The organism is Mycobacterium asiaticum (genome assembly GCF_001673365.1).
GTDB lineage: Bacteria > Actinomycetota > Actinomycetes > Mycobacteriales > Mycobacteriaceae > Mycobacterium > Mycobacterium asiaticum_A.
This window is the reverse complement of sequence record NZ_LZLS01000014.1, coordinates 1-4,716: the sequence shown is the minus strand read 5'-3', so window position 1 is coordinate 4,716 and position 4,716 is coordinate 1. Positions and strand designations below refer to the sequence as shown.

The following is a 4,716-nucleotide window of genomic DNA, read 5'->3' as shown; positions in this document are numbered from 1 at the left end:
CCTGTGATGAGTGCGGTGGGCATGACGTCAGATTAGTTGACAGTCAGCCACTTTCGCGCTTGCTATTCGGCGTCCGGCGACGGTGGGGCCGGCGGGGCCGGCGGGACCGGTGCCCTTACCGCGGCAGGCGGCCACGGCGGCGCCGGCGGCAGCGGTGGCACAGCCAGGATCTTCGGTACCGGCGGCCACGGCGGCACCGGCGGCACCGGCGGGAATGCGGGGACGAGCGCGTCGGCCGGGGCCGGCGGGCACGGCGGCAATGCCGGCGGTAGCGGATTCATCTTCGGCGACGGAGCTTTCGGGGGCTCCGGCGGCGGCGGCGGACTCGGCGGCCTCACCGCTGCTGGTGGGGCCGGCGGGGACGCCGGCAATGGCGCGTCGACCTTCCTGCTGGGCAGCGGAGGCGGCGGCGGCAACGGCGGGGCCGGAGGTACTGGAAACAGCGCCATCGGTGCGGCCGGCGGCCAGGGTGGCGCGGCCGGCAACAGCGGGTTCATTTGGGGCAACGGCGGGACCGGCGGCGCAGGCGGAACCGGCGGAGCAAACCTGGGTGCCAACCCCGGCGGACCCGGCGGTAACGGCGGTGCAGGCGGCAACGCCACCTTCATCGGCAACGGCGGCAACGGCGGTGCCGGTGCCCCCGGTGGTCACGGAGCGTCGGACGGGACCGACGGCACCGGCGGCCCCGGCGGTCGAGGCGGACTATTCGGCCAGGGCGGATCGCCCGGGCCGCACGGTTAGCCGCCGACGTTTCGGAAACCGCCGTGTTCATCCAGTCGCCAAGCCGGCACCGCCTAATCGGGGCGGTGCCAGACCTATGCCCTGGCAACGGCGCCGCACTGCGACTTTCCGAACGATCCTCACAGCTTTTGACCATCAGTAAGTTTGTCCAGCCGTTCCGTGTGACCGGGGGACATGTTCACGACCTTTTTGGTCCTGACCTATCGAGTGGGCGGTTCCCATGTCGTACTTAATCGCAACGCCGGAGATTCTGACGGCGGCAGCTTCCGATTTGGCCGGCATTGGGGCCGCGCTGGAAACGGCCAACGCGGCAGCGGCGGCGTCCACCACAAACCTGCTTGCTGCGGCGCAAGACGAGGTGTCGACCGCCATCGCGGCGCTGTTCGGCACCCACGGTCAGGCGTATCAGTCCATCAGTGCGCAGGCGGCGGACTTCCAGCGACTGTTCCTGCAGAACCTGTCGACGGGCGCAGGCTCCTACGCGCTGGCCGAAGCCGCCAGCGCGGCACCGTTGGAGGGACTCGGGCAGGCCGTCCTCGGTGTGATCAACGCGCCCACCTATGCGCTGCTGGGGCGCCCGCTGATCGGCGACGGCGCGAACGGCAGCACCCCGGGTGCGGCCGGCGGTGCCGGCGGTCTGCTGTACGGCAACGGAGGCGCGGGCGCGGGCGGCGCGGCCGGACAGGCCGGCGGCGCCGGCGGTAACGCCGGTCTGATTGGAAACGGTGGCGTCGGCGGTGCCGGCGGTTCTTCGACCACCGCCAACGGTGGAGCCGGCGGTGCCGGCGGCAGCGGCGGATGGCTGTACGGCAGCGGCGGGTCCGGCGGTATCGGCGGCGCCAACCTGAACGGTCTGGGAACCGGCGGGATCGGTGGGGCCGGCGGCCGGGCTTGGTTGATCGGCGCTGGCGGCTTCGGCGGTGCCGGCGGGTCGGGCGCCAGCGGCGGGGCTGGTGCGTCCGGTGGCGGCGGCGGCTGGTTGTACGGCGACGGCGGCACGGGTGGTGCCGGCGGTGCCAACACCACCCCGACGGGCACCGGTGGTGGCGGTGGCCGAGGTGGCGACGCCTGGCTGTTCAGCGCAGGTGGCGCTGGCGGCGCCGGCGGAGCAGGGCCGACCGTGGGCGGCCAGGCCGGCTTCGGCGGACACGGCGGACACGGTGGGCTCCTTGCCGGCGCTGGCGGCGCCGGCGGCGCGGGCGGCATCGGTTCGGTCGGCGGCACGGGCGGCGGCGGTGGCGACGCCGGCTGGCTATCCGGCAGTTCCGGCGGCGCCGGCGGGGTAGGCGGCGTCGGCACTACCGGCAACGGCGGCCTCGGTGGGTTTGGCGGTTCCGGCGGGCTGTACGGCACGGGTGGGGCCGGTGGCACCGGCGGAGCGGGCGCGGCGGCCGGCGGGACCGGCGGGGGCGGCGGCAACGCCGGATGGTTGCTGGGCACCGGTGGCACTGGCGGCAGCGGCGGGTCCAGCGGAGCCGGTCACAACGGCGGCGACGGTGGCACCGGCGGTAACGGCGGATGGCTCTACGGCGGCGGCGGCGTCGGCGGTAACGGTGCCAACGGCGGGGCCGGCACCACCGGCATCGCGGGCGGCCACGGCGGCAACGGCGGTGCCGGCGGTCGCGGCGGTCTGCTGTTCAGCGATGGCGGTAACGGCGGCAACGGCGGCGTCGGCGGTAAGGGCGGCATCGGTACCCAGGGCGCGAACGGTCTCGACGGCACGTATCCGAGCGGCAACGGCACCGACGGCGGTGACGGCGGCGTCGGCTCGATCGGCGGCAACGGTGGTAACGGCGGCGCCGGTGGCCGCGGCGGCTTGTTGTTCGGCGAGTCGGGCATCCTCGGTCGTGGCGGCGCGGGCGGCGACGGCGGCACGGGTGGCATCGGTGGCAACGGCGGCAATGGTGCGGCCGGCAGCGCTGCCAGCCCAGACGGCGGAAACGGTGGCAAGGGCGGCAACAACGGCGCCGGGGCGGCCGCCGGTGGTGCGGGCGGCTACGGGTCTGTCATCGGTGCGCACGGCAAGGCGGGCACCACCGTCACCAACACCGGCGGTAACGGCGGTAACGGCGGCGCAGGTTACGACGCATCCCTCGGCGGGGTTGCCGGCGTCAGTGGCGGCAACGGTGGCCACGGTGGTGCCGGCGGCAACTACGGCAACGGCGGCGCCGGCGGCGCCGGGGGCAGTGGCGCGGCGGGCAAGGCCGGCGCCAACGGTCTCAATCCGGGCGACAGCGGCGGTAACGGTACCGACGGCGGATCCGGTGGTGTGGGTGGCCACGGCGGTGACGGCGGTTCGATTTCGGGTAACGCCGGGGCCGGCGGGGCCGGTGGTAGCGGCGGAAACGGTGGGGCCGGCGGCATCGGCCTCGACGGCCGGGATGGCACTGCGGCCGGTGCGGCGGGCACCGACGGCGGTGACGGCGGCAACGGCGGCAAGGGTGGAAACGGTGGAGCCGGCGGGGCCGCCGGTCAGGTCCTGGGGTCCGGTAAAGCCGCGGCCTCCGGTGCTGGTGGCGCCGGCGGCGATGGCGGCGCTGCAGGTCGGCCGGGCGATGGTGGCACCGGTGCCGACGGCGGCGCCAACCACTTCGACGGCGGCCGTGGCGGTGACGGCGGCGACGCCGGCACCGGCGGTGCATTCGGCACCGGCGGCGCCAACGGCAGCGGAATTGGCCACGGTGCCGACGGCCATGTCGGCGCACCCGTGGTGGGCCCGGCCGGTAGTGGTGGTGACGGTGGCGCGGGCTACAGCCCCGACTACGTCCCCGGCGTCGCGGGCGCCAACGGCGGTCACGGCGGCGCCGGTGGCGATGGCGGCAACATCGGTAACGGCGGTAAGGGCGGCGCCGGCGGTGATGGCGCGACCGGCGGCGACGGCTCCGACGGCATCGGCGCGGGTGCCAGCGGCACCAATGGTTTCGCGGGTGGTAAGGGCGGCGAAGGCGGCGCCGGTGGCGCCTCCGGCGGCGTCGGGACCCACGCCGGCGACGGTGGCGCCGGTGGTAAGGGCGGTGCCGGCGGCAACGGCGGTGACGGCGTCGACGGCGCTAAAGGCCTTGCCACCAACCAGATTGGCGGCGACGGTAAGACCGGCGGGAACGCCGGCGGCGGTGGCGTGGGCGGTGAAGGCGGCAAGGGCGGCAACGCAGGCAGCAACGCCAAGGGCGGCGCTCTGGGCCACGTCGGTGACGGCGGCGCCGGTGGCGACGGCGGTGATGCGGGTCAGGCGGGCGGCGGCGGTGCCGGCGCGGCGGGCCACGACGGCGCGGATGCCGGCAGCTCCGGATACGGCGGCGGTAAGGGCGGCCAAGGCGGCCAGGGCGGCAACGGTGGCAACGCCGGTGTCGGCGGCGAGGCGGGGACCGGTGGCGTCACTGCCGGCTCGAAGGGCGCTACAGGCAACGGCGGCGACGCCAGCAACGGTGGTGTCGGCGGCGCCGGCGGGACCGGCGGCGCGGGCATCTCCGGCGCGAACGGGGTCGAAGGGGTCAACAAGTACGGCAACGGGATCGGCGGCGGCCAGGACGGTGGTAGCGGCGGTGCCGGCGGTCAGGGCGGCGAGGGTGGCCAGGGTGGCGTCCGCGGTACCGGGACGGCTCCTGGCGCTGCGGGCCTCGGCGGGGCCGGTGGCAAGGGTGGCGATTCGGGCGCTGCCGGCGACGGCGGGCACGGCGCGAACGGCACGACTGCCAATGTTGATGGTGGTAACGGTGGTCGTGGTGGGGATGCGGGTGCGATCGGGCTCGGTGGTGATGGTGGTGCTGATGGTGCTGGGCCGGGTAAGGGTGCTGCTGGTGTGGTGGGTTCTGGCGCTAATGGTGGTGGCGGTGGTGCTGGTGGTAATGGTGCGGCCGGGGCTACGGGTAAAGACGGGTTAAATCCTGGGTCCAGTGGGACTGCCGGTGGTGATGGCTGACGGTGCGACCTACGGCGATCCGGGCATCAGCCCCGACACCAAGGCCGGTTCGATGG

At 75.0% G+C, this 4,716-nt stretch carries 2 protein-coding genes; both read left to right on the top strand.

Annotated elements, in window-relative coordinates; all coding sequences use genetic code 11:
• Positions 1–36 precede the first annotated feature (36 nt).
• A complete protein-coding gene (locus A5634_RS27950) occupies positions 37–741 on the top strand; it encodes a hypothetical protein (RefSeq protein WP_065142435.1) in 705 nt (234 codons plus the stop codon).
• A gap of 220 nt (positions 742–961) precedes the next feature.
• Entirely contained in the window at positions 962–4,660 is a 3,699-nt protein-coding gene (locus A5634_RS29795) for a PE family protein (RefSeq protein WP_065142434.1), read from the top strand.
• Positions 4,661–4,716 lie beyond the last annotated feature (56 nt).